Annotated in this window: 23 protein-coding genes; 6 read left to right on the top strand and 17 right to left on the bottom strand. The window is 46.6% G+C overall.

The window, feature by feature from the left end; genetic code table 11:
- Nucleotides 1-22: 22 nt before the first annotated feature.
- From OCV37_RS19625 to OCV37_RS19600, 6 genes are all read right to left on the bottom strand, one after another.
- Nucleotides 23-718, bottom strand: a complete 696-nt coding sequence (locus OCV37_RS19625) for an aspartate/glutamate racemase family protein (protein WP_038184529.1) — start codon at nucleotides 716-718, stop codon at nucleotides 23-25.
- A gap of 47 nt (nucleotides 719-765) precedes the next feature.
- A complete protein-coding gene (locus OCV37_RS19620) occupies nucleotides 766-1,395 on the bottom strand; it encodes a hypothetical protein (protein WP_038184532.1) in 630 nt (209 codons plus the stop codon).
- A gap of 77 nt (nucleotides 1,396-1,472) precedes the next feature.
- Nucleotides 1,473-1,895: a VOC family protein gene (locus OCV37_RS19615; RefSeq protein ID WP_038184535.1), complete on the bottom strand. Its 423-nt coding sequence runs from the start codon at nucleotides 1,893-1,895 to the stop codon at nucleotides 1,473-1,475.
- A 156-nt stretch (nucleotides 1,896-2,051) separates the two neighbouring features.
- Entirely contained in the window at nucleotides 2,052-2,606 is a 555-nt protein-coding gene (locus OCV37_RS19610; RefSeq protein ID WP_038184537.1) for a sugar O-acetyltransferase, read from the bottom strand.
- Nucleotides 2,607-2,832: 226 nt separating this feature from the next.
- Nucleotides 2,833-3,327 (bottom strand): GNAT family N-acetyltransferase, encoded by a 495-nt coding sequence (locus OCV37_RS19605; RefSeq protein ID WP_038184539.1) that lies wholly within the window; start codon nucleotides 3,325-3,327, stop codon nucleotides 2,833-2,835.
- Between the two features lie 124 nt (nucleotides 3,328-3,451).
- Nucleotides 3,452-5,812 (bottom strand): Lon protease family protein, encoded by a 2,361-nt coding sequence (locus tag OCV37_RS19600; protein WP_038184541.1) that lies wholly within the window; start codon nucleotides 5,810-5,812, stop codon nucleotides 3,452-3,454.
- A gap of 328 nt (nucleotides 5,813-6,140) precedes the next feature.
- On the opposite strand from OCV37_RS19600, the gene OCV37_RS19595 reads away from it, so the two are divergent.
- Nucleotides 6,141-7,478 (top strand): MATE family efflux transporter, encoded by a 1,338-nt coding sequence (locus OCV37_RS19595; protein ID WP_038184544.1) that lies wholly within the window; start codon nucleotides 6,141-6,143, stop codon nucleotides 7,476-7,478.
- Nucleotides 7,479-7,592: 114 nt separating this feature from the next.
- On the opposite strand, the gene aroG is transcribed toward OCV37_RS19595, so the two are convergent.
- Entirely contained in the window at nucleotides 7,593-8,660 is a 1,068-nt protein-coding gene (gene aroG / locus OCV37_RS19590) for a 3-deoxy-7-phosphoheptulonate synthase AroG (protein WP_038184547.1), read from the bottom strand.
- A gap of 336 nt (nucleotides 8,661-8,996) precedes the next feature.
- Between aroG and OCV37_RS19585 the strand changes: the two genes are divergently transcribed.
- A complete protein-coding gene (locus OCV37_RS19585) occupies nucleotides 8,997-10,706 on the top strand; it encodes a phospho-sugar mutase (protein ID WP_038184550.1) in 1,710 nt (569 codons plus the stop codon).
- Between the two features lie 98 nt (nucleotides 10,707-10,804).
- On the opposite strand, the gene OCV37_RS19580 is transcribed toward OCV37_RS19585, so the two are convergent.
- A complete protein-coding gene (locus OCV37_RS19580) occupies nucleotides 10,805-12,499 on the bottom strand; it encodes a phosphoethanolamine transferase (protein WP_051680777.1) in 1,695 nt (564 codons plus the stop codon).
- A complete protein-coding gene (locus OCV37_RS19575) occupies nucleotides 12,496-12,852 on the bottom strand; it encodes a diacylglycerol kinase (RefSeq protein WP_038184553.1) in 357 nt (118 codons plus the stop codon). Before OCV37_RS19575 ends, OCV37_RS19580 begins: the two co-directional genes overlap by 4 nt.
- 134 nt (nucleotides 12,853-12,986) lie before the next feature.
- Between OCV37_RS19575 and mak the strand changes: the two genes are divergently transcribed.
- A complete protein-coding gene (gene mak, locus OCV37_RS19570; protein WP_038184557.1) occupies nucleotides 12,987-13,904 on the top strand; it encodes a fructokinase in 918 nt (305 codons plus the stop codon).
- Here the strand turns inward: mak and OCV37_RS19565 are convergent.
- The 3 genes from OCV37_RS19565 to OCV37_RS19555 are packed head-to-tail and all read right to left on the bottom strand — an operon-like array spanning nucleotide 13,901 to nucleotide 17,740.
- Nucleotides 13,901-16,021: a putative bifunctional diguanylate cyclase/phosphodiesterase gene (locus tag OCV37_RS19565; RefSeq protein ID WP_051680779.1), complete on the bottom strand. Its 2,121-nt coding sequence runs from the start codon at nucleotides 16,019-16,021 to the stop codon at nucleotides 13,901-13,903. The genes mak and OCV37_RS19565 overlap by 4 nt on opposite strands.
- 40 nt (nucleotides 16,022-16,061) lie before the next feature.
- Nucleotides 16,062-16,514, bottom strand: a complete 453-nt coding sequence (locus tag OCV37_RS19560) for a type 2 periplasmic-binding domain-containing protein (protein ID WP_051680780.1) — start codon at nucleotides 16,512-16,514, stop codon at nucleotides 16,062-16,064.
- On the bottom strand, nucleotides 16,514-17,740 hold the full coding sequence (locus OCV37_RS19555; RefSeq protein ID WP_169739377.1) for a porin: 1,227 nt from the start codon (nucleotides 17,738-17,740) through the stop codon (nucleotides 16,514-16,516). The genes OCV37_RS19560 and OCV37_RS19555 overlap by 1 nt, the downstream gene beginning before the upstream one ends.
- Nucleotides 17,741-17,941: 201 nt before the next feature.
- Between OCV37_RS19555 and OCV37_RS19550 the strand changes: the two genes are divergently transcribed.
- Complete coding sequence (locus OCV37_RS19550; protein ID WP_038184560.1) at nucleotides 17,942-18,547, top strand: DNA-3-methyladenine glycosylase I; 606 nt, start codon at nucleotides 17,942-17,944, stop codon at nucleotides 18,545-18,547.
- 625 nt (nucleotides 18,548-19,172) lie between these two features.
- Here the strand turns inward: OCV37_RS19550 and OCV37_RS19545 are convergent.
- From OCV37_RS19545 to OCV37_RS19530, 4 genes are all read right to left on the bottom strand, one after another.
- Nucleotides 19,173-20,150: a 5-oxoprolinase subunit C family protein gene (locus OCV37_RS19545; RefSeq protein WP_038184561.1), complete on the bottom strand. Its 978-nt coding sequence runs from the start codon at nucleotides 20,148-20,150 to the stop codon at nucleotides 19,173-19,175.
- Complete coding sequence (locus OCV37_RS19540; protein ID WP_038184563.1) at nucleotides 20,140-21,021, bottom strand: 5-oxoprolinase subunit B family protein; 882 nt, start codon at nucleotides 21,019-21,021, stop codon at nucleotides 20,140-20,142. Before OCV37_RS19540 ends, OCV37_RS19545 begins: the two co-directional genes overlap by 11 nt.
- A 76-nt stretch (nucleotides 21,022-21,097) precedes the next feature.
- Entirely contained in the window at nucleotides 21,098-21,352 is a 255-nt protein-coding gene (locus tag OCV37_RS19535) for an acetyl-CoA carboxylase (RefSeq protein WP_038184565.1), read from the bottom strand.
- An 8-nt stretch (nucleotides 21,353-21,360) separates the two neighbouring features.
- Nucleotides 21,361-22,143 carry a 5-oxoprolinase subunit PxpA gene (locus OCV37_RS19530; protein ID WP_261888156.1) on the bottom strand — a complete coding sequence of 261 codons (783 nt, stop codon included), beginning with the start codon at nucleotides 22,141-22,143 and terminating at the stop codon, nucleotides 21,361-21,363.
- 142 nt (nucleotides 22,144-22,285) lie between these two features.
- Here OCV37_RS19530 and OCV37_RS19525 point away from each other — a divergent pair, with 142 nt between their 5' ends.
- Nucleotides 22,286-23,212, top strand: a complete 927-nt coding sequence (locus OCV37_RS19525; protein WP_038184567.1) for a LysR family transcriptional regulator — start codon at nucleotides 22,286-22,288, stop codon at nucleotides 23,210-23,212.
- 66 nt (nucleotides 23,213-23,278) lie between these two features.
- A complete protein-coding gene (locus OCV37_RS19520; RefSeq protein ID WP_245609150.1) occupies nucleotides 23,279-24,061 on the top strand; it encodes a transporter substrate-binding domain-containing protein in 783 nt (260 codons plus the stop codon).
- Between the two features lie 90 nt (nucleotides 24,062-24,151).
- On the opposite strand, the gene OCV37_RS19515 is transcribed toward OCV37_RS19520, so the two are convergent.
- Nucleotides 24,152-25,441: a magnesium transporter gene (locus OCV37_RS19515; protein ID WP_390902309.1), complete on the bottom strand. Its 1,290-nt coding sequence runs from the start codon at nucleotides 25,439-25,441 to the stop codon at nucleotides 24,152-24,154.
- Nucleotides 25,442-25,585 lie beyond the last annotated feature (144 nt).

Here is a 25,585-nt window from a genome sequence, read left to right as displayed (position 1 = left end):
ATTTTCCCTCGCTATGGTTCAGCTATTGTTTTAAAGCAAGCAAGACTGCTGCTTCAGCATGTATCGCTGTGGTGTCATATAGAGTCACATCCGTATGTTCTTGTTTGACCAGTAAGGCGATTTCCGTACACCCTAAAATAACGGCTTCAGCCCCCTGTGCCGATAAACTTTGAATGACGTTTAAATATTGTGCCCGAGAATCATCACGGATGACACCCAGACACAACTCTTGATAAATGATGTCATGAATCACGGTCTGTTGATCCGAATTTGGCACAATCACTTCAATCCCGAATTTTTCGGTTAAACGATTTTTATAGAAGTCTTGTTCCATGGTGAATCGAGTCCCAAGCAGTCCGACTTTTTGCATACCATCGGCGCGTAATTTTTCTGCCGTGGCATCTGCAATATGAAGAATGGGAATTGAGATTGATGATTCAATTTGCGGGGCAACTTTGTGCATGGTGTTGGTACAAATCAATAAAAAATCAGCACCGCCCGAGGCCACTGATTTAGCTGCATCGGATAGTATGATGGCTGTTTCGTCCCATTTCCCTTGGTGTTGTAACTGCTCTATTTCGTCAAAATCAACACTGTATAAACAGATTTTGGCTGAATGCAGGCCACCGAGTTGATGATGTACCGACTCATTGATTGCTTTGTAATAGCTGAGTGTCGATTCCCAGCTCATGCCGCCTAACAGGCCAATCGTTTTCATATGATACATCCTTATTCAAATTGGAAGTGATTCTGTCTCTGAAGTCGCTATTGCTGCTGTTTACGGGGCATGATGACGACCTCTAAGTTCTCGATTAAGTCAACAATAACGGTCTCTTCATCATGGCGTGACTCAAAGGTGATTCGGTTACTCTCGCCAAAGTGGAGTGGTAACAGATTTGCGGCATGAAGCGGTGTTTTTGGCGGGGAAATAGAGAGTGACTGAAGGCGCGTGATATGAAATTTTCCCCCCTGACATTCAGTGAAATCTTTCTGTAGACGTTGGAGCCAGCCGCTTGTATTAAAATGATATTTGACCACAAATACTGTTGGGAATAACTGATTCTCTTCGATTGGCAGTGTGGTATGTGCTTCACAAGTTTCGCCAATGCGATAACTTAATCCTGACTGATCGAGCTGCGTTGTCACCGTCTCGACGGAGGCTTCAGTTTTGAGTGCCACACCACTCAATCCGTTGAATCTTTGGCCTTGAATGCCAAACCGAACCCGGAAGCGGATGAACTCAATATTGATATCACCAAAATTAACGCCGATACTGGTGTATTCATCCTTTTCTGTCAAAGGCCATGCCAAAGGTAATCCCAGTGCTTTCGAAACATGGTTTGCTGCGTGTTGCGGGTCATCAACTTCGATCATCAGATGATCTAATTCAAACATGCTCAATCAACCCCTTATTCATCGCTCGTGTATCAAATCGTGATCAGCCGACATCTGAGAGTCGGCTGAATATTTGGTTATGCTTGATGTTTTTCTACCGTCAAACCAATTTCTTGCCCATAAGAAATCTCAAGGGTGTGGCCGTCCGGATCACGAATAAATGCCCAGTATCCAACCGGATAGCCAGAATCGACAGCGTCTTTCACTAAGATACCTTCTTTTTTTGCCTGATGACATAACCGATCGACTGTATTTTTATCACGACAACCCACACCAAGATGGGCAAACGGACCAAGCACCGGCGTTGGATCGTTGTTTTGAACAAGCACTAAGACGAATGGTCGGGTTTTATCGGATAACCAGACAACGCGCTTGTCGATGTCTTCATCGACTCGCTCATGCATCACGGACATATTTGCATAAGTCCTGTAAAAGTGAATGCTTTTGTCGATGTCCTTCGCTGACAGTGCGACATGGGTAAAACCAATATCATTTCTCATGATGACCTCAATATACGTTGGGGATGAATGAACGTTGATATAACACCCGATAGGGCAAGATTGAGGTCAACATAAGACCTCAAGTTAAGTTGAGGTCAATCACTATTTTCGATGAGAAGAATAAATCAGAGGATTGCAGGCTGGGGAAGGGGACGACTAGTGACGGTTATCCAGCGCTTTGATGAATTGAGCCGGTACACCACCCACTAAAGTGTCCGGTGCAACATCTTTAGTCACGACTGCGCCTGCTGCGACAACCGAGCGGGCACCAATCGTCACACCCTGACAAATCACGACGTTCCCCCCGATCCAGACATCATCTTCGACGACAATCGGTGCACACTGAAATTCCCAATGTTTGCGTTGCCGGTAATCCAACGAGTGTGTCGGCGTATAAAATTGTGTACTGGGACCAATTAAAACATGGTTGCCGATATGGATTGGCGCATTATCTAGCATGGTTACTCCCATGTTGATATAAGTATGGCTACCGATCGAAATGCTTTTTCCATATTCACATAAGAAGGGCGGACATACGACGGTATTTTCTCCTACATGCTTTAATAACTGGGCAACATAAGGCTTGGCTGCTTCAAACTGGCGCGAATTAATCTCTTTCAATAAATCAAATGCTTTATTTCTCAATTCAGCGAATTCGGGACTGGTAGGATCAAATTCCAGACCTGAACTCATTTTTTCAAATTCATTCATATTCTGATCACCATTTAGGTATGCATGTCGTTACTTACAGTGCTTTAAAATACCAGTGCCCGGACGACAACGATGTGTGAGTCCTCTCACTTTCATGCTTCTCTGCCAGCATTGGTAAATGAGAGTGCAACTGACATCCATTTGAGTGAATCCGTTATATCGTCAATGCGAATTGCGCCAGTAAAACCATGAGGCAGTCGGTTGGCTGCCTTTTTGATGAGACGAATCACGTATTGTGCTTGTGATGGTGGTGCGTCGGGCTGAGATATTTTTCCATTGTAAAATTGATCAAAAACGCACCGTTTCGTTGTAATTCATTCTGTTTGATCACTGAAAATCCACGACGTGAGAAGAAAGGTTTCGCAATGAGCGAGGCCTCAACGTACAAACGCTCAAGACCCATTTCTGTCGCTTTTGCAAGCAAATGTTCATAAAGTGAACTGGCAACACCGATTCCCTGAAAATCTGGATGTGTATAGGTGCAATCAATATGACCATCGGCATCCAGTTCAATAAACCCGGCAACCCGATTGTCCATGATTGCGACCCAAGGTTGCTTGTGACTCAGCCGCTTGAACCAGCGTTCATAGTCAATGCGTGTCGGTGCCCAGGCTTCTTGCTGCTCAGGGGTATACACCGAGGGATCAATGGCATGCACCGATTGATAAAATAAGTCGGCAATCTCTTTTGCCCATTTCGGGGAGTATGGTTGTATCTTCATGGTCGTCTTTATCAATATATTAAGCTAAACGCGTGTCTGATTGATGGTCAAAACTATTTGGCTACCTGAGCGGAGACAACCTGCGGATAAGATGTTTCCGGCAGATAGCCAATAGTATCTGGGCTTATTTACGCATTGCGTTCAGTTTTGCCTGTGCAATGCCAAAGACCGAATGGATCGGATAACTGCCATCTTCAGTCGCGGTGCCGGCGGGTTTACCGGTGAAGATTTCGATCGCCTCGGTTACATGGTCAATCGCCCAGATATGGAATTCCTGTTTCTCGATCGCATTGACAATGTCATGGCGGAGCATCAGGTTGTGCACATTTGAGCGGGGAATTATCACACCTTGCTCCGGGTGACGGCCTTTGATTGTACAGACATCAAAAAATCCCTCAATTTTTTCATTTACACCGCCAATCGGCTGTGATTCTCCAAACTGATTCATCGAACCGGTAATGGCGATATCCTGCCGGTTTGGCTGTTTTGAAAACGCCGAGAGAATCGCACAGAACTCAGCCATACTGGCACTGTCACCATCAACGCCACCGTAGGATTGCTCAAACGTCAGGGTGGTGGTGAGTGGGAGTTTGGCATTTTTACCCAATACGGAATGGAGGTATGCGGTGAGGATCATCACGCCTTTGGAGTGAATACTGCCACCCAGATCCACACTGCGTTCGATATCGATAATATCGCCTTCACCATAACAAGTGGTTGCCGTGATGCGATTCGGCACACCGAACATATGATCGGTGGTACTGAGTACCGACAGCGCGTTCACCTGACCAATCGCATCCCCTTCGGTTTGCATTAGCGTCGTACCGTTGGTAAACCCTTCCATGACATTATGCTGGATCCGGTTGACTCGCAGCTCTTGGTTGTGCAGGGCGGCATCCACATGGCCCAGACGAATCATATTCGAGTTGGCCTGTTTGGCAACATAGTTCGATTCACGTAGCAAGTTAGCAATATGTGCCGAGTGTAATGACAGTTTATTCTGATCCCCGGCAATCCGAGAACTGTGTTCAATGATGCGGCCAATCGCTTTACGATCGCAGTGCAGCAGATTGTTATCGTGCACGAAGCTGGAAATAAAGCGCGCATATTGCAACTCAGAATCCGCGTTGCGAGGCATTTCATCTTCAAAATCAGCGGTGACCCGGAACAGTTCGCCAAACTCCGGATCATAATGCGTCAGCAGTTGGTAGGTGCGATAGTCACCAAACAGGATGATTTTCACATTCAGCGGAATCGGTTCGGGATCCAGTGAGATAGCACCACTCAACGTCACCTCTCGTTCGAGCGATGTCATGCTGATCTGACGTGACCGCAGAGCTCGTTTGAGTCCGTCCCAGACATAGGGGCGCTCCAGCACTTTTATGGCGTCCATCAGTAACACCCCGCCATTGGCGCGATGTAAACTGCCCGAGCGAATCAGTGAGAAATCGGTAAAGACGGTGCCTTTATAAGTCGCGTTTTCAATATAACCGAACAGTGAGTGATAGTTTGGATTCTCTTCAACCACAATCGGGAAGCAATCCTCCGGATGACTCACCAATACATTGACTTTGTAGCGGCGGGGTAATTTTTTATCCAGTGCGGCTGCCGAGATTTCACCTTGCTCACCACTTTCCTCAAGAAAAATATCGACATTATCAATGATGTCTTTGCGTAGATCTTCCAGATGAGTTTTGATTTCCGGATAACCGGAATAATCCTTTTTCAGTTTTTTGATGAAGTGATTGAGTACTTCACCGGTCACTTCATCATTGAGTTTTTTGATTTTTTCGTTGTAGTTCTCTTCCCATTCTGAGAGTTGACGGACCATATTGCGCAGTTTGACTTCCAGTTCGTCAATGGATTCACTGAAATAGGTTTGTTCTTCTTTACTTAGGGCCTCAAAGGTTGATTCGGTGTGCATCTCCTCACCATTCATGGCAATGAATTGATAATCACCTTGCGGGGTAATGGTCAGGCTCACGCCTTTTTCCTTTGCGTCTTTGGTAATTTGCTCTAATTCACTTTGCTGCTTGGCAGCCAATTGATTTTTGAGCTGTTCTGCCCGGCCAATATATAGCTCATTATCGAATGCCAGCGGAATGGCACCCACCAGTTTTTCGAGTAGTTTCTCGATATCCTGACGCAGTTGGCTACCGAGGCCGCGTGGCAGCTTTAAGACTTTCGGGGTGCGACTTTCGGTAAAATTGGCGACGTAGCACCAATCAAACAGGGCATCCGGCTCGTGTTGGTGACGGTTCAGATAGCGGAGCACCATCGTCCTTTTTCCAAGACCGTTTCTGCCGATGGCGTAAATATTATATCCCTTCTCTTTGATCGACATGGCGAATTCAACCGCCTTTTGTGCCCGCTCCTGCCCGACGATCTCATCAATGGGGGGTAAATCTTTTGTAGACTTACTGGCAAGTTTTTCCAGTTTGGCGACATGATAAAGCTGATGTGTTTGTAGTCTTTCGATTGCCATGATTTCCTCACCCTTTCCTTTTTTATTCAGTGTAGATGTAATTGTTTGCAATTTTAGTGACTTAGTGCTGATTCGTATCTGATTGGACAAATAAGCAGCAGTTTATGGTGAAATGTAACCGAATCATGAAATGATGGTGAACAGGAAAGAGTACTTTGATAATCATCACGGAGTCAGTAGACTAGCGTTCCTTTTGACCGAACAAAATCAGAATTAAAGATAAGTACGATTCGGTGAATCCCAAGGGGTTGCTCTATCGTACTGATGTTCGGGTGAAATGTGTCAATAATGTTTGATTTGATCTGACAAAAGAAGAGCTTCTATTTTTATGCAGAACACTGTAAATGTTCCAAAATCACTGGGTCGCCAGCTTCTGACCATGACTTGGCCGATGGTCTTTGGTGTGCTTTCTCTGATGGGATTCCAGTTGGTTGACAGTATTTTTATTGCGCAATTGGGCGTTTTGCCGCTGGCTGCCCAAGGATTTACTCTACCAATGCAGATGGTCATCATCGGTTTGCAGGTCGGGTTGGGCATCGCGACCACCTCCGTGATTGCCCGTGTCCTCGGTGCAGGTAAACAACAGGACGCGAAACAGTTGGGTGGTTTGATTCTGACCATTGGCAGTATCAGTGTGGCGGTTCTGACGGTGCTGATTTATCTGTTACGTCATCCGATTCTGGCACTACTCGGTGCAACGCCAGAAGTCTTTCCCATCATCGATCAATATTGGATTGTCTGGCTGATCAGTGCCTGGGTCGGTGCAACCCTGTATTTTCTGTATAGCATCTGTCGGGCCAATGGTAATACCATCCTCCCCGGTACCATGATGATGGTCACCAGTGTGGTGAACTTGATTCTGGACCCGATTTTCATTTTCTCATTCGACTTGGGGATTAATGGCGCGGCACTAGCAACGATCTGTGCGTTTGGCATCGGGGTTGCCGTGGTCGCGGTGAAAGTTATTTCTCGTCACTGGATGACCTTTCACTGGGAAGGCTTGGACATTCGGGCCAGTGTGAACTCGATTTTACAGGTCATGGGGCCGGCAACTATCAGTCAGCTACTGCCACCGATCTCTTCGATGATGGCAACCCATATTCTGGCATCGTTCGGTAATGAACCCGTTGCCGCCTGGGCGGTCGGGTCGCGGTTTGAATTTTTCTCGCTGGTGGCGGTTCTGGCGCTCACAATGGCGATGCCGCCAATGGTGGCCAGAATGCTGGGGGAGCGCAAAATTACGGACATCCGGCATCTGGTCGGAATTGCGGTAAGGTTTGTGCTGATTTTTCAGACAGTGCTTGCTGTCTTGGTATTCTTTCTGGCGAGTTCGATTGTGGTATGGATGGCGGACGCCGAGATGATCCAGCAATTACTTCGCTGGCATCTGATTTTTGTGCCGATCAGTCTTGGTCCGTTAGGTATCTGTATGCTCATGGTCTCGATTCAAAATGCGTTGGCAAAATCATACACTGCGCTTGTGATTTCCGCGTTGCGGCTGTTTGTGTTTTTCCTCCCTTGCTTGTGGATTGGGGCGCAGATAGCAGAACTGAAAGGCATTTACATCGGTTCAATGGTCGGCAACATACTGGCGGGCCTGTGTGCTTGGTTAATCTACCGGAGAACGATACGGCAGATTGCGCAAACGGTCACCGGTGAAGACTGAGTATTCGGGGGATGATCCGACGGCTTTGGCTATGAAAAAACCCCGCTTATCAGCGGGGTTTGCTTTGTTCTGCGAGCGCGGTCTGTCAAGCGAAAACGCCAGCGACTTCTATTATTAAGCTTGCGCGGCTTTGGTTTTGCGCCGGGCTTCAACGGCCGCTGAGAGCTGACGTAACACCTGCTCCGTATCTTGCCAGCCAATACATGCATCTGTAATTGACTGACCATAAGTCAGTGCTTGTCCGTCAACTAAATCCTGACGGCCTTCAACCAAGTGTGATTCAATCATCACCCCGAAGATGTGATCTTCACCATTAGCAAGCTGTACTGAAACATCTTCAGCAACGACCATTTGACGCTGATACTGCTTACTGCTGTTCGCATGGCTGAAATCAATCATCACTTTTTGCGGCAGATCGGTTGCGGTCAGTTTATCTTTGACTTCCTGAACATGTTTGGCACTGTAATTGGGCTCTTTACCACCACGTAAAATGATGTGGCAATCCGGGTTTCCGGCGGTTTCAACAATCGCGGAGTGACCAAATTTTGTCACAGAGAGGAAGTGGTGAGAGGCCCGGGCCGAGCGAATGGCATCCGCTGCAATTTTGATATTGCCGTCGGTACCGTTTTTGAATCCGACCGGGCAGGATAAACCGGAAGCCAGTTCGCGGTGGACCTGAGATTCGGTGGTTCTTGCGCCAATTGCGCCCCAGCTAATCAGATCGGCAACGTATTGCGGTGTGATCATGTCGAGGAATTCACTGGCGGTCGGCATGCCCAGATTGGTCAGCTCCAGCAACAACTTACGTCCGATTTTCAGGCCTTCGTTGATTTTGTAAGTATCGTTCATGTACGGGTCATTGATGAGACCTTTCCAGCCCACGGTCGTCCGTGGCTTTTCAAAATAGACGCGCATGACAATTTCCAGATTGTCACCTAATTCATCACGCATCGTTTTCAGTCGTTTGCCATATTCGATGGCGGCTTCCGGATCGTGGATAGAACATGGCCCGATAATCACAAGGAGGCGGTCATCTTTGTCATTCAGAATATGATGAATGGCTTTACGGGCGTTAAAGGTTGTTGAAGCTGCCACGTCAGTTGCCGGAAATTTTTCAAGAATCGCTACCGGCGGGAGTAGTTCTTTAATTCGTTTTATTTTTACATCATCAGTCTGAAACATTCGGTTCTTCTTCCTCTCTTATCACGACGCACCTATCAGGGAATCTGGCCCTGAGATGCTTTAACTTACGTAAGGTATCGGGTTCAATATTATGTTGCAATCATTTTTTTAATTAGAATGCAATATTAAACCTATCTTTACATTAAAAGTTATTTGTAAAAAATAGTGTACACTTGCGCGGGAAGGCCTGACTGAGAAAGCAGCAAACTGCATGCAGTATCTCATTGTGGCTGAAATAAGATGAAGAATTTCTATTATTTATCGATTGCGGACTCACAAATAAGGTGTGATCTATCATACACTGTGGGTGACACAAATAGTGGAAAGGTACCTTCGATGAATGAACAATTTTCCCGTTGGCTGGCCAGAGACCCGGATCAGACAACGAAAGATGAGTTACAAGCGTTGATTGACGCAGGTAATCAGGAAGAACTGCAAGATCGATTTAACGGTCGTTTAGCTTTTGGGACAGCCGGCCTGCGTGGCAAAGTGGGTTGTGGCCCTAACCGGATGAATCGTTTGGTCATTCAGGAAACAGCAACCGGATTAGGTCATTATCTGATTCAACAAGTGGATCAGGCAAAAGAACGCGGTGTGATCATTGGTTATGATGGCCGCTTAGATTCGAGAGATTTTGCCTATGATACCGCTTCAGTGCTGACGGCGTTAGGGATTAAGGTCTATCTGACCGATCACGTTGCGCCAACACCAGTGGTTGCTTATGGGATTCGTCAACTGAATACCGCTGCCGGCGTGGTGGTGACAGCCAGTCATAATCCACCGGAATACAATGGATTTAAAGTGTACTGGGAAAACGGTGCGCAAATTATTCCGCCCCATGACCAAGGGATCGCACAGGCGATTGAACAGGCTGCCCAGCAGCCACTGAACACCATTTCGCTGACAGAGGCTGAAGCCGGGCATCGTCTCGTCTGGCTGAGTGATGATTATTACGCCGCTTATCGGCAGTCAGTGCATCAGCATCCATTATTACAATCTGCGCAAACAAGCGGCGGGGATATCACGATCGCTTATACGGCGATGCATGGTGTCGGTGCGCCTTATGCTGAAGCGTTGCTAAAAGAGGCTGGGTTCCCACACGTTCATAGCGTGGCAGAACAGCGGGAACCGGATGGTAATTTCCCGACTGTTAAGTTTCCGAATCCTGAAGAGCCGGGCGCAATGGATCTCGTGATTGCTCTGGCGGAGCAGGTGGGTGCGGATCTGGCTTGTGCCAATGATCCGGATGCGGATCGCTTTGCAGTTGCGGCGCGCCATCCTTCTGGTGAGTTTCGGATGCTGACCGGTGATCAGGTCGGGAGCTTACTTGGTGATTACTTATTAAGTAAAAACCACACACAGCAAGCGCTGGTCGGTAATACGATTGTGTCTTCCAGCTTACTGGAGAAAATCGCCCGGTATTATCGTGCGACTTACTTTAAAACGCTGACAGGATTTAAATGGCTGACCAATGTCGCGATGCAACAACAGCGTGATGATCTGCCGTTCTTATTTGCCTATGAAGAAGCGCTGGGTTACACCATCGGCACCCAAGTCTGGGATAAAGACGGGTTATCCACCCTGCTTGCATTTGTGCAGATGTGTACCGCCCTCAAGCGTGACGGACAGACCGTCTGGGATCGCTTGGAAGCGATCTATCGTCAGCATGGCTTGTATGTCACTGCTCAGAAAAGTATCGCCTTATCACCGGAAACTCCGCCGATTGGTGATGCCCTGCGAGCGGAGCCGCCGCGAACCATTGCCGGACGTCAGGTGATCATGACCGAAGATTATAAAACGTCGCAACGCTATTTGGCTGACGGACGTACCGAGTCGATTGATTTACCGGTGAGTGATGTGTTGGTGTATCAGTTAGACGGCGGTGCCAGAGTGATTGTGCGTCCTTCCGGTACGGAACCTAAGCTGAAGTGCTATTACGAGCTGGTGACGGATATTATCCCTGATGAAGCATTTGAGGTTGCTCAGAAACGGGCGGATGAACAGTTGAGTATGTTAATCGCTGAACATCAGATTCATCTGCAATAACGCTTTTGCCATCCTATATGGCGAACCAACGAACAAGAGCAGCATTCGCTGCTCTTGTTCTTTTATTGAGAGCAACTCTCAATCGTCATTATCGATGGTTATGGCTGAGTGGCTGACGGGTTTGAAAGCTGTGCTATCGCCATCGCCGGATTGGATGTGCGGCATTTGGCAAAGACATCTTGTTGTGGCCGATAAGCTTGCGTGGTGACATCCAGTGCACCCAACAACGTATCAAACAGGTAGTCGTGAGAGATTCGGGCTTGCTGAGCTTCTGTTTTCAGACAGGTCTCATTGATGGATTTGGTTTGTTTAAATCCCGGAGACATCCAGAGCAGCAGCGGCACACGGGTCTGATATTTCGGTGCGATGCTATAGGGTAATCCATGCAGATAAACCCCGTCTTCACCCAATGATTCACCGTGATCGGACATATAGATTAAAGCGGTGTTGTAACGATCTTCCAGTGATTTCAGCTGGCCGATAGCTTGGCCGACAACGTAATCGGTATAGCGGATCGTATTATCATATGTATTGATTAACTGTTCTTGAGTACAGTTTTCAATATCTGCTCTCGGGCAGTCGGGCTGGAATGCCGCAAACTCTTTGGGATAGCGCTGATAATAGGTGGGGCCGTGACTGCCGATCAGATGCAGAATGATGATGCGATTCCCTTTCATCGAGGCAACTTTTTCCTGAAAATCTTCCAGCAGTTTGATGTCGAGGCAACTGGTACCATTACACAATGGATTGCTGCTGCTCCGGGAAAGATTCTCTTCTCGGAGACGGGCAGGCACATGCTTATCAGCACCGTCATTTTCCCGCCAAAGGACATCGACTCCGGCCCGGTTCAGAATGTCCAGCACATTGTCCTGATGTAGCGCCACTCTTTCATTGTAATCAGATTTATTCAGTCGCGAGAACATACAAGGGACAGACACCGCAGTTGCCGTACCGCATGATGAGACATGTTGAAAAGCGATCACATCGGACTGGCTGGTATATGGATTGGTTTCCCGCGGATAACCGTTGAGCTGATAGTTCTGGCTTCTGGCGGTTTCTCCTAACACAAAGACAAATAGTGTTGGTTTCCCGTTACTTGCGGTGGGGGTGGGCTGATACGCATCCAGACCGATCTGTTGATAATCCATCGGTGCCGTCAGATAATTTTCCCGGATAAACCGGTCAAGGCTGTGAACGTAATAGGTCGGAATAATCAGTTTACGCAAGTAGCTGTTATTTCTGCCGACAGAGGCGTAGTCCTGATAATAGAACATGGCAATGATGATGATCCCCAACAGGGATAGCGTGATCGTCAGGAGTTTTTTACCGAGCAAGCGCAGCACACTACGTTCCGGGCGGATAGGGGATAGCCAGAGTGAAATGGTTGGAATGATCCCCAGAATGGTCACCCATAAGATCGAGTTCATACTCAGGTATGAACTGGCTTCTCCGGTATTGGTCTCGACGATATTACGAATCATATCGATGTCAAAGATGGCTCCATAATTGTAACTGGCATAACAGACGATGCTTGAAGAGATGATCAGGATCGAAAAGAAAACCTTGGTGATTTTTGGCCAGGTAAACAGCGCAAAGAGCACATTGAGGGCGCAGAAGAAAAATATTGGGATCGAGATGATAAAACCGGTATCAACGGTTTCAAGCTTGCTGAAAATCGTCTTCAAATCTGAGTAAATCGGCAGATTGAGAAACAGGGCAAAGTAAGCGGAAAGGATCAGCGTCATGATGGTGTATGAGAACGGGTAAAACGTTATTGTGCGGTTGATTTTCATACTAAAATCCACGTCCAGATAAAAACAGTCAGTAAAATGGTGATAAAAACAGCCGCAGAGCCGATATCTTTGGCTCTGCCGCTTAATTCGTGGAATTCGTCGCTGATACGGTCAACAACTGCTTCGACGGCAGAATTAAACAGTTCAGCGATTAAAATCAGGATCAATGATGCAATCATGAGCACCTGCTCACTTGAGGTGACGTTAAGCCAAAAAGTGAGCCCAATCAGTGGCATGGAGACTACCACCTCTTGACGAAAAGCGGCTTCATGCCGCCAGACTGCGCGGAGGCCTTTCATCGAATAAATGGTGGCGAAATAGACTCGTTTGAGCCCTTGATGACTTGCTTTCATAACATCCTCATATGAATCCAGTCGTAAAAAATCTGACATGTGGTTGAAACATTGGGCTATCGTAATGAGCAAGCCTTAAGATTTACTTAAGAACGATAAAAGAGACGTCATCTTGAAAAAGCAGAGGAAACATCATGCGTATTGGCATTGATTTAGGCGGTACCAAGATAGAAGTGATTGCACTGGCGGATGATGGCGAAACGTTATTTCGTCAACGCGTATCAACCCCGCGGGGATCCTATGAGCAGACGCTGCAAACGATTGTGGATTTGGTTCATACTGCAGAAACGAAAACGGGCATGACCGGCTCCGTTGGGGTTGGGATTCCGGGCACAATTTCACCGTATACCGGCCGGGTGAAGAATGCGAACTCGGTATGGTTAAACGATCAGCCATTACAGGATGATCTTGTCAGACGATTGCAGCGAGACGTCAGGATTGCGAATGATGCAAACTGTATGACGGTGTCTGAAGCGGTGGATGGGGCTGGCGCTGGTCAGCGGATTGTCTTGGCATTAATTCTGGGGACTGGCTGTGGCTCTGGCATTACCATTGACGGAAAACCGCATATTGGTGGCAATGGTATTGGCGGAGAATGGGGGCATAATGCACTCCCATGGCCTGATGAAGCCGAGCGGCGTCTGGTAGCTGATCGGCCTTGTTATTGCGGTCGAAAAGGCTGTATTGAGCAGTATGTGTCCGGCACCGGGCTTTGTGATGACTATCAGAGTCGCAGTGGTGTCGCGTTGACCGGTAGTCAGATTGATGAACTGGCAGCACAGGGAGATGAGCTTGCCCAACAGGTCTTGGGTGATTATGAGCGTCGGCTGGCTAAATCGCTGGCAGCATATATCAATATTCTTGATCCGGATGTGGTGGTCTTTGCCGGCGGGGTGAGCAATATCCAGCGCCTCTATCACAATGTGCCTCAATTATTGCCCGAATTTATTTTTGGCCGGGAGTGCCAGACGCCAATCCGACAGGCAGTTCATGGTGATTCAAGTGGTGTGCGTGGCGCGGCATGGCTATGGCCTGTCGAGGTTCGGTCTTAAATGTATCGTTCATGGATGAATAATTGATAATATTTTTGGACCGATGTATGGACGGCCTGTGCTAAATTTTCCAGCGGAACCGGGGCAGAGAAGTAGTATCCTTGCAGACTATCGCAGCCTTGTTCTATCAGATAACGGGCGTGTTTTGCTGTTTCCACCCCTTCGCAACAACTGTGTAGCCCAAGTTGCTGGGAGAGCGCCAGAATGGCATTGAGTACTGCGGCGTCTTTATCGCTTTTAAATGAATTTACGACAAACTGACGGTCGATTTTTAATGTATCGATATCAATGCGGTTCAGGTAGCTCAGCGATGAATAACCGGTACCGAAATCGTCGAGGGCAATGGAACTGCCGAGTGCCCTCATTCGAGAGAAGAACTGGTTTGCCAAATCAAATTTTTCCAGATAGCTGGATTCGGTAATCTCGAACTGAAGATGGGAAATCTCTTGCTGATGGGTCGATAAAGCTTGATGCAGCACACTTTCGAGCTGAGCGGTCATTAAGTCTTTTGAAGAAATATTGACAGAGACGATCACCGGATGGGCACAGATAGATTGAATGATCGCAAGATCCTGAATCGCCTGACAGAGCATCCAACTGGTGATTTCTCCGATTTTGCCCCCGTTTTCTGCAATCGGGATAAATTCCGAAGGTGCAATCATTCCTAAATCAGGGCTTTTCCATCGAATCAGAGCCTCAAATCCAATGACTGCCCCCTGCCGGGAAACTTTGGGCTGATAAACTAAAAAGAATTCATGATTATCGATGGCGGTTGAAATTCGGTTAATGATTTGCAGCGTGCGCCGTTTTTGACGCAACATCTGTGGTTTAAACAGATGATATGACCCTTTGCCAACAGTTTTACTATGAGACATCGCAATATCAGCGTTAGAAATCAGCGTATCGATGTCGAAATCCGACGCTTTGGCCATGGCAATTCCGATACTGACACTGGTCTGGATTTCCCATTGACCGATAGTGATGGGGGTTTTCAGTTGGTCAACAATTGCTTGTGCCACCTGTTTGGCGGTACCTGAGTCCGGCAGGTCAGGCAATACCACCAGAAAGTCATCCCCACCGAGGCGGGCAAGCGTATCTTTAGGCCGGAGACACCTTACCATCATTTGACTCAAATGCCGCAACAGATCATCGCCGATCGTGTGGCCCATCAAATCGTTAATATCTTTAAAACGGTCCACATTGAGGAAAAAAATCGCCATATCGGTGTGATGTCGCTGTGCGCTGAGTAGATATTGTTTCAGTGTTTCCATCACATACCGTCGGTTTGGCAAGTCGGTTAAATGATCGTAGTTGGCGAGATGAAACATGGAGATCTGTTGTTGGCGGAGCTTTTTATTCTGTTCCTGATTCAGTTGATGTTCCTGATTGATCGTCTCCAGCATCGCATTGATATCCTGACTCAGATGTAGCACTTCACTGACCCCTTCGGAGGCGTGCCGGAGTGTGTAATTTCGCGAGTGTTTAACCTGTTGGGTAAATGCAGAGAGGCGAATCAAAGGTGTGACAATCCGTTTGAACATCGACCAGGATATGATTAAAGAAATCACCAGAATGAGTAAGACTAAAGGCACCGATTTAATGAGCAAATCATGACGACTATTACTGATGGGCTGATTGAAATCGTGGATAACTTCGAGATAGCCAACCGGAAATTTGGGATTGCCAATTGCATCCATACTGACTAACACATCATCAATATGTGTCACTGGAAATGGTGCTTTTTGGGCAATCAGTGACTGATATTTAGGATTTTCAATCAGATGAATCGCTTTGGCTGGTGTTTTAGCGTAACGCTCAAGTAAGTTCCAGTCTGCATCATACACATCGGCGTAGAGAATGTGTTCATACCTTTCGAAAGTGAGCAGTTTGTTTTTGAGAATGAAGCTATCGGGATCTTCTGAAAAAGTGAAAAGCAGGTCATCGGCAACATTGGCGACTAAAGCTTCGAGATTGTTTTTGACCGAATCAATATAGATAGTCTCGTATTCTTTCAGAGAGACCATAAAAACGGCGAGTGAACAGAGCACAATGGACAATGTGCTGATGAAGAGAAACTTTCCCCGGATACCCAACTTTTTATGAACCCCTGATAACATGAAGTCGATCCTATTGTTCGTGATACAATCAGCCAAGCCCTTATCGTTGATACACCACAACCACATTGTCAGGGAGTGTCAACCCTGCGGGCACATAACCGATGGCATTATCTGTTGTGGCGACATAGTCAAGCAGATCCTGTACTGAAGTGTATTCCAGTGGCGGATGGCTTCTCCCCGTAAATAACAATTGTGCCCAGTAGGACTGAATCCGGCCTTCGGTTAAGCCAATGATTTTGGTATTGAATAGTATCCGGGCGGGGCTGCCAGCCTTTAATGCAACGGCCTGATATTTTCGACTGAGTGTTCCGCCCATGTAGATTTGCCTGACCTCATGGTGCGTTAATGCAGAAAGATGTGATGTAGCATTAGCGATAACGGAAATGTCTGGTTGTGGCTTGGCATCAATGAGCGGACAGATCATCATTAAATTCAGCCCCAGCCAAATGCTGAGTCTGCGCCTGAAACGATGTTGCCGCAATGCGCTTCCCATCAAAAAACCCATTCCAGACTGACCCGATAGAGATTTGCATTGCGGTCAAATCCGTCCTGAATTGAATGAAAAAATGCCTGCTCTCCTTGTTTACCTTCTAAAACTGTCATTTCTGCTTTCAGGGCAATCTGTGGATGAACATCCCAACGGGCACCGAAAGTCCATGTGGTAAGATTATCCTGACTTTTTGATTTGATTGTTCTGATGGCTTGATGAGCCGCACGGTCGGTGACCGGGATTTCATGTGCATTCTCTCGATACCTGACGTTACTTTGGGCGAATGTAACGTAAAGTGTCACTGGCTGAATGTTATAGCCTGCGGAGATATAGTAACTTTGAACATCTTGAATCAGATAGGCTTGCCGTGCATTAATCATCGTCCATTCCGCACGTAGAAAATAATCAATGGTTTCATAGCTTATTGCGGCTTCTTCTAAATCAATTAAATGCATCTGATTGAATGCATGCGCCGTTTTGTTGTAACCGGCACCTTCTAGTAATGCCCGTAGTTGGTTTAACTCGAACTTATTGAGTGTCGCTTTGCCACGATGATGAGAAATTCGAAATGTCAGGTCATCAATATCAAAACGTGCAATCACGCCACCAAAGATTTTGACATCATATTCGGTTTCGCCGTAATTGGAGTCATGTGTGCCAGAGTAGTTGCCCATATAAAATTCAAGGGACGAATCGAACATATCGCTTGAATGGCCCCAGGTGGCATCGATACCGTGATAGGTCGGAAACAGCCAGCTTCTATAGACTTGTTGAGGCGCAGAGATCCAAGGGTAGGCATAGCCGACATTCAGGACGTCACTCAATAAGAAAAAAGGCGTCTGTAACCGACCGGCTTTTAAAAGGAAATTGTCACCCGGTTGATAAGACAGGTAGGCCCAGTTGATGACGTCATCGTCAGCCGCTTGCTGTGTCCTGATAATGCCTTGAACTGTGGCACTTACCTCTGGATTCAACGCATAGGAGGCTTGTAAGCCGACTAATGTCTCCGGTTTTAGAGAGAGACGCTCCGAATAGCCGATATAGGTTGCTTGCGAGGTTGACAGATAACCGGCGGTTATCCGCCCAAACCCGGAAAATGAAAGACGGTCATCAGGATTTGCGTATCCTTCTGAGGGAAATAAAGTGAGGAACAAAACAAATAAGTATGTAATTTGAAATACTTCCTGATATTTTCTGCGATATCTTACATTCAAAAAAGGTAACATCATTTTGATTCTGTGACGGTGTTTACCACCCAGTTTGTTAATAAATTGTAACTTATTTGTTTCTGGGAAGTCTATTCTATATTGTGAATAGATTTGCTTGAATTCCACATAATATATCGAATTGGTTCGAAGATGAAAGGTTATGTTTTTCATGGCCTATTTTTTCTTTGTTATTGGTTTCATTAATTTATTTGAGATAAAAGTATGAATGATGAATATTTTGGCCCTGACGGGCAGCAACGATGTCGGTGGTGCAGAACGACCGCCGATTTTCTTGATTACCATGATCAGGAGTGGGGATTTCCGGTTGATGATGATCGCACCTTGTTTGAAAAAATATGTCTGGAGAGCTTTCAGTCGGGTTTAAGCTGGCGAACGATTCTGGCAAAACGTGAGAATTTTCGTCGGGCTTTTGTGAATTTTGATTTTAACCAAATGGCTCAGTTCACCGAACAGGATGTCGAGCGTTTATTACAGGATAAAGGCATTATCCGGCATCGTGGTAAAATTGAGGCCGTGATTAACAATGCCAAACGTGCACAGGAACTGGTTGCTCAGGAAGGTTCGTTAGCGACTTTTTTCTGGCGCTATGAGCCCGATCCTGCGACCTTACCAGAGCCACTATCGGTTTCAACGTCACCGGAATCTGTAGCATTGTCGAAGCAATTAAAGAAAATGGGGTGGAAGTTTGTCGGACCAACGACCATATATTCATTTTTGCAGGCGATGGGATTGGTGAATGACCACGAAAAAGGTTGTGTCATGCGGGAAAAAGTGGCGCAGGCCCGGGCTGGTTTTCGCCGACCATAGCTTTCTTGTGATCACTATTCGTTTGTTATCACTATATTTTCGGGGGCCATTACCATATTTTGGTCATCGCCGTGTTACTGCTATAGACATGTTACTGCTGTAACGATAACTATGCTGTTTCTCATTATACTTGCTGATAAACATGATTGGGGTCAGATACGGGTGTAAAAAATCTCATAAATGAGACAATGATGGCTTCCATTGTCGAACCCAATCTATTCATTTTGACAACAGAGATGATGAGTTCTATAAAATTAGTTAATCATTTTATAGTGATTCATATTATTACAATTATAATAAAGTTATATTCATCTATGTTCATTGTTGCAAATGATGCGGTAATGGTTTGATCGAATGGAGAAAGCAGGATGGTTATCGAAGTTGGATTGGTCATGTTATGCACGGGTGTCTTGTTAACGCTTTATTTCCGTATCAACCGCTAAAGGTTGAAGGTTAGCGCGTTGAGCAGGATGCTAAAACGCAGTGTCTGGGAAGAGACTGCGATATGTCGATGATTGCAACATCAGTCGGCACAAAAGAGACCATGACTTGTCAGACGACAGGCATGGCCTTTTTTTATTCTGGCGATATGGATCAAGCCATCGAGATCCGATTCCATTTGATATTACAGCATCAGATGTTCATAGAGTTGTTGTAATCGCAGATTCGTTTCTGCTCTGACTTGTAGTGCCATTTCGATCGTGACCGGCTCAAATCGAGCTTTGTAGTTGGGCTGCATTTGACCGATCAGATCAAGGTCTGAACTGATTACTGTCCCGATGGTGGCATAACCGCCGCCTGAGACGGCATCCCGCAGGAGCACAATCGGCTCTTTACCCGACGGCACTTGTATCGAACCGACTGGATAACAGGCATCGACAATGTTTGACGGATCTGAACCGGCACCAAACGGCTGTACTCTGGGTTGGAATTCAAGTGAACGCCCGCCCTTAAACCGGTAACCAATGCGATCAGCTTCGCTACCAACCAGCCATTCGTCTTGATAAAAACGGCTCAGACTTGATAGCGTCAGTCTGTGTGCATAGAGCCCTTCAACGACCCGAATCGTTGTCTCCTTATGAATTGTACGCAGGAAACGTTTGGGAATCGTGCGACCTTTGCTGACTTTCTCGGTGGGGGAACCGATCGTCAGCAGGTCATCTTTTTGTATTGTTCGTCCTTTTATGCCGCCGAGATTGCCCAATATATAGGTTGAACGGCTGCCTAAGGTTGGCTCTAAATTGAAACCACCGGCAACGGCCAGATAGATCCGGGCACCTTTCAGGGGATAGCCAAAACTGAGTGTTTGTCCCGCCTGAACCTTGAGGGTCGTATTCATCGGCATCACTTCGCCATCAAGCATCGGTGGCATCTCTGCGCCGCAAGCCGCGATTAACGTGGTATTGAGAAATTCCAGCTCCGGCCCCAGAAGTGTACATTCAAGAACCGCCTCGGTAGCTTTATTTCCTACGAGGAGATTAGCCGCTTTCATGGAGAACTGGTCCAATGCGCCAGAGGGAGGGATACCCAGATGATAATAACCTTCGCGTCCACCATCTTGGATGGTCGTATTAAGGCCGGGTTTGATGACTTTAATTGACATAAAGTGCCTCCATGATGTGACGTTTATAGTCTTCCGGATCGGCAAGGTATGCCTGTAAGTCGAATCTGAAGGGGCGGATGTGGAGTTCGTAGCTTCCTGACTCGACTGCTTGCGTGATTTGCTGGTATTCCGACTGATCGATCGGACGGAACTTCACGATGTCACCGGCACGGAAGAAGACAATCGAGTTTTGCATGTGAGGCATCGCGTGTTGTGGGTCGTAGATCGGGACGGGAGTCATCCCAAACATTTGATAGCCACCGGCACCTTTGACGGAATAAATGCAGCCAAAACATCCACCGTGACCGATCGTCTGCTTAGGGGTATCTGTTCTGGGCGTCAGGTATTTTGGTACTTCCAATTGTTGTGCTTGTTCGACCATTTGAAACATAAAGGGGAGGCCGGCAACAAATCCAACCATCGAGACAAACCAGGGGGAGTGGCTATGTGCACGAATAAAGTCTTCAATGTTGCCGTACCCGTTTAAACTCGCAGCGTATTCTAAATCGGTTTGTTGAGGCGACTGATGTCTGTCCCGAAAGCGCATCAGCGTTTCATGTGTCCAAGGGTCATTGTAATAAACCGGAATTTCAATGATCCGCGTGTTGAGACAATGTGTAGTGCTACGGGCACTTTCAAGTGATTTAACTTTGTCCAACAAGGTCTGAGGCGATATTTGGTCAGGATTAAACCGAATCTGAAATGATGCATTGGCAAGACAGATATCTAAAATGCCCGGTAAATTCATCGCTTTTAAGCGGTTGGTTATTTCCAAACCCCGGAAAAATGCAGGCAGAGACATCGACTCGGAGATCTCTGCAAACAGATGCTCATCACCTCCGAAAGAGTACCGGATGGGTTGTTCAGGCATGTCCTAATTCTCCTTCCTCTTGTCGGTCTGTGATGCTCCCGACAGTGTTGCATCTGAATGATTGTACGTTAACGTTTCAATGCTGGGACGTTTCAATGCTGGCAATGATTTGGCCGGGTTCAATAAAGTCTTCATTTTTAATATGAAACGATCTTAGTATGCCGTCGACATCGGCAGTGACTTCCGAAAATTGTTTCATCACTTCAATTAATCCAATCACCTCACCACGATGTACTTCACTCCCCTCAACAACAAATTCCGCAATGTCCGGAGCGGGACGCCGATAAAAAATACCCGGCAATGGAGAGATGATTTGATGTGTTATTGTCATTCTTTACCTCAATCTTGGTGATATACATGTTGACGATTCATGCGCTTGGGCGCTTCAACTGAAATACCAGCTTGTTCCAGCGTTTGTCTGACGACTTTGACAAGCGCTAGCGCGCCGGGAGAGTCGCTATGAATACAAATTGAGTCAAATTGTACAGAAATCTCCTGATGATCAAGGGTCGTGACTTTATTTTCGCGACATGCTTTGAGGATTTTTTTTGCAACCTGATTCGGGGCCAAAAGACCGGTTTTCCGGGTCAAAACGATTGAGCCACTCTGATCATATTCTCGATCTGCATAAAATTCGCAGACGACTGGGTGGCCTTTATCTAACGCAAGCTGGTGGAGCTTTGTACCATGCATAACATATAAAATAAGTTCTGGAGCAAGGCGGTGGATCTGATTAACGAATAAGTTTGCCGCTTCGTAGTCGTGTGCCAGATGCATGTAGAGTGCACCGTGTGGTTTGACATGCTGTAGAGTAACCTCGTGAGCACATGCGATTTCTCTCAATGCACCGACCTGATAGATGATATCGTGAATGAGTTCGCGGGCCGAAGTATGAATATGACGACGACCGAAACCTAGTAAATCACGATACCCGGGGTGGGCCCCGACGGATACACTATGTTGTTTGGCAAGCCCTACGGTTGTATACATGGTTGACGGATCACCGGCATGAAACCCGGTTGCGATATTGGCAGAACTGATAAGCGGTATAATTTGTGCGTCTGCGTTGTCACCGACATACCAATGCCCAAATCCTTCTCCGATATCAGAGTTTACATCCACGGATAACATCGCACTTACCACCATTATTTATATTTATATCTTTATGCAACGCATTCAATATATAGTTTTTTGCGTGCTGTAAAAAAGATTTATTTTTAGATACTGTAGTATCTAAAAATCAGATACCTTGAGAAATAAACGTATGTCAATGACGATCCGACAATTGAAATATTTTGTTGCCGCGGCTGAACTGGGGCAGGTTTCTCAGGCTGCAATTCAGTTGAATATCTCACAGTCAGCAGTCACAACCGCAATCCGGGAATTGGAATCATTACTTGGGGTCAATCTATTTGTGCGCAGCACTCATGGCGTGACGCTGACCGAACAAGGTCGTCACTTCTTGAATAATGCTTATCAGGTACTGAGAAGTGTCGATGAGGCGTTGAATATTCCACATACAGATGAAAAAGCAATCGGTTCAGTTCGGTTAGCAGCGACGTATACGGCGCTGGGATATCTGTTACCTTACCATTTACAACGGCTGAGACATTGGTTCCCCAATATCTCAATTGATTTGTATGAGTTTGAACGTATCGAAATTGAAGATAAATTATTAGACGGTTCAATTGACATGGCGATTGTATTGACGGATAACTTAATAGAATCAGAGGTGGTTTCTGAAAAATTATTCAGTTCTGAACGCAGACTTTGGATGGCCAGTCATCATGCATTAAGCCAGAAGCACATATTGGCTTTGGAAGATATTGAAAAAGAACCATTTATTATGCTGACGGTCGATGAAGCTGATGTGAGTGCCATGCGTTATTGGCGTCGCAAGTCATTACAACCGAATGTGATACTTCGTACCAGCTCCGTCGAATCAGTTCGCAGTATGGTTGCCAATGGATTAGGGGTGGCAATTCTTTCTGATCTTGTTTACCGGCCGTGGTCTTTAGAAGGGCGACGGATTGAAACACGTTCTCTGGATGATGTCATTGATCCAATGAGTGTGGGTTTAGCCTGGAAGCGTGGAAAAACTTTTACACAAGCGATGCTTGCGATTCGGGGATATTTGCAGCAAGCCTATCTTACCCCGCAGCAGAATATGATGAGAAATACGCTGTTATAAAAGCGATAAAAGTCCTGATGTGTGATTCAGTCGGTTGAGTGCATCAAAAAATAAGTGGTTGAATTGATGATATTTATTGCCAGTTGTCTGCGTTTTATGACTCAGACTGATCAATTAGAGTATATTCGAAAACAGGGTTGCCTACGGGTCGGAACACCGGGAGATTATCACGCGTTATCATACTTTGATGGCGAAATGTTCTCTGGTTACGATATTGATATCGCTACTTATTTGGCAGAACAATTGGGCGTTAAAGCTGAGTTTGTATTGGCTGAAAGGCAGGCATTGGTCTCCGGGTTGCATTCAGGTCAATTTGATATAGCGATGGGGGGCATTCTGCGCTCAGTCTCTGAGCAGTATGATGTTGAGCCGACCCAAGGTTATCTGACTTTCGGTCATGTGCTGATGGCAACGACCGACAATCTCGCCCGCTTCGGACGACTTGAGCAGATTAACCGTCCTGAGGTGAAAATTGGGGTGGCGGTTGGTCAGGTCTATCAAATGTTGGCTGAACAGCATTTTCCGGCAGCCACTCTTGTGTCTTTTGAGAACTATTTGAATATCCCTCTGGCTTTATCTTCCGGACAGATCGATGTGATGATCACTGAAACACCATTTGCACGATTTTATCAGGAGAGCGAATTGTCATTGATTGCAGTTCGGGTACTGGTGCCGCCGGGGCAGCATCAATTCAGTTATCTGCTTCCTCTCGGGCAACAGCGATTGCTAAATCGGGTTAATCTGATTCTGGATGACATCAAGCAGAAAGGTATCGAACAACAGTTAATGATCAAACACGCATTGCATCAGCCTTTTGAGCTCGATTCGCCGGACAATGATTCTGCCTAGGGCCGCTGTGCTGCCATAACCATGCCATGCAAACGGGAGGAGGGTTGAGTTCACAGCCCTTGAGAAAACCGTCCTCGGGAAGACGGTCTCTTAGAGTAAGATTGCCCCTGCTGTTCCCAGAAAAGCAAAAAAGCCGACCACATCGGTGACAGTTGTCAGGATGACTGAGCCTGCCAGTGCCGGATCCAACTTGAGTTTGTCCAGCAGTATCGGGATTAAAACCCCACACAACCCGGCTGTCGCAATATTGACAACAATGGCGAAGGCAATCGTCATGCCCAATCCCGGTGACTGATACCACAGGCCAGTGATCGCACCGATAATCAATGCCCAAAACAGGCCATTAAATGCGCCTATCCCCAATTCATTTTTCAGGAAAGTCCAGCGGTTGCCCGATGTGATTTGGTTTAAAGCCATCGCCCGGACCATTAATGTGAGGGTTTGACTGCCTGCAATGCCGCCCATCGAGGCAACGATGGGCATCAAAACAGCCAGTGCAACGACCTGCGCGATGACATTTTCAAATAATCCAATTGTGATAGAAGCCAAAATCGCAGTGAGCAGATTGATTCCCAGCCATACCCCCCGCTTTTGTGCCCCTTTGAAAACGGGGGCAAACAAGTCATCCCCTTCATGAATACCGGTCCCTGCCATCAGGCGGGCTTCGTAAATCTCTCTTTGAACACTGAGCGTAAATTGCCAGTCAACCGCACCGATTAAGATGCCGTAGTCACCCAGAACGGGGAGGGTCGGATATTCTGAATGCTCAAGGGCACTGACGGCTTCTGACAGCGGTGAAGTTGCTTTGAGCTGGGTGAGATTGGTTTTATTCAGTGAACTCAAGGTCGCTGAAGGTTCTGCGGTCAGTAAATCAGCAGAACTGATCAGGCCGCGAAACTTTTTATCCTTATTGATCAGATAAATATAAGGTGTCGGGCCATCCTGATATTTATCTAACAAGACTCGGGCCCGGCTGACCCGAATATTGAACGGTAAGGTAAACACTTTACGATCAGCCCAGTGACCCAGCTGGTTGTCATCGTACTGGTTGGCTTGATCATAAAGCTCTAATTCATCCCGGCTGATTAATTGCAGTGCTTCACTGATGATGTCATCTGGCAGTGAATCTTCCCATTCCAGCAGGGAGAGGTTATCCAGTTTTGTGAGGATTAATTTCAGCTCAGTCGGTGTCAGGCTCTCAATCACCGAAATCCGGGCTTCTGAGCGCATTTCCGTTAAAACAGGAATATGTAATTCAAGGGGTAAAGCCCGCCAGAGCCTGACCCGTTGTTCTACTTTTAATGCCTCAAGTAAGCGAGCGACAGTATCTGAATCCATTCCCTGATTCAGATATGAAGTCAGTTGTTTCGACTGGTCAATATCATCGGCTTGTGTCAATGATTCAATAAACAGGGATAAATCTTTTTGATCGCTCAATTTTTTTCACTCCGAGAATGCATTCAGAACACCATATTGCATCAAAAAAGATCTGCATCAGGTCGCGTTGTTATGAGATATCGATGG

The organism is Vibrio rhizosphaerae, from assembly GCF_024347095.1.
Classification (GTDB): domain Bacteria; phylum Pseudomonadota; class Gammaproteobacteria; order Enterobacterales; family Vibrionaceae; genus Vibrio; species Vibrio rhizosphaerae.
This window is presented reverse-complemented; position numbering and strand designations above follow the sequence as displayed.